This is a genomic window from Variovorax sp. WDL1 (assembly GCF_001541225.1).
Lineage (GTDB): Bacteria > Pseudomonadota > Gammaproteobacteria > Burkholderiales > Burkholderiaceae_C > Variovorax.
Genome location: NZ_LMTS01000143.1, coordinates 1,127 through 1,565 on the forward strand (window position 1 = coordinate 1,127; position 439 = coordinate 1,565).

General features: G+C 69.5%; 1 pseudogene. It reads right to left on the reverse strand.

The features are described 5' to 3' along the window. A pseudogene (locus tag APY03_RS44135) lies at nt 1-241 on the reverse strand (DNA cytosine methyltransferase); the annotation flags it as partial. Between the last annotated feature and the right edge of the window lie 198 nt (nt 242-439).

A 439-nucleotide genomic window follows, 5' to 3' on the forward strand; every position in this document is an offset into this window, starting at 1 on the left:
TGTCGGGCGCAGGAACGGTGCCGGTGCGGATCTGGCGGGCGATCGCGGTCATGTCGCCCAGGTTGGGCACGCGGGGGTAACGGTGGGCGAGCACGGCGCTCGGGAACGGCTCGATCTCGGCGAACCACGCGGCTTCAAGGCCGAGCGGTTGCCAGGCGAGGCTCACGGCCTCGATGCCGCTGCAGACGCTGCCGTAGAGCAGCGGCGCATTGCGCGGCGGTGCGCAAGGTTTCGGGTGCATGTCGGTCTCCTGTTCGTATGGCGCAGGGCCATCGCCCTGGCCGGGGCGTTGAAAGGCAGGAGAAAGGCGCCGAAGGCCGCAGCGGCCTTCGGCTCGGGAGGAAGAAACCACCCGTGGACTGATTGGCAGGCCCGGTCGTCGCTAGAACCGTCCGCTGTCAGCAATCACACCCGGCCCATGTCGTGGCTGGGGCCGGCA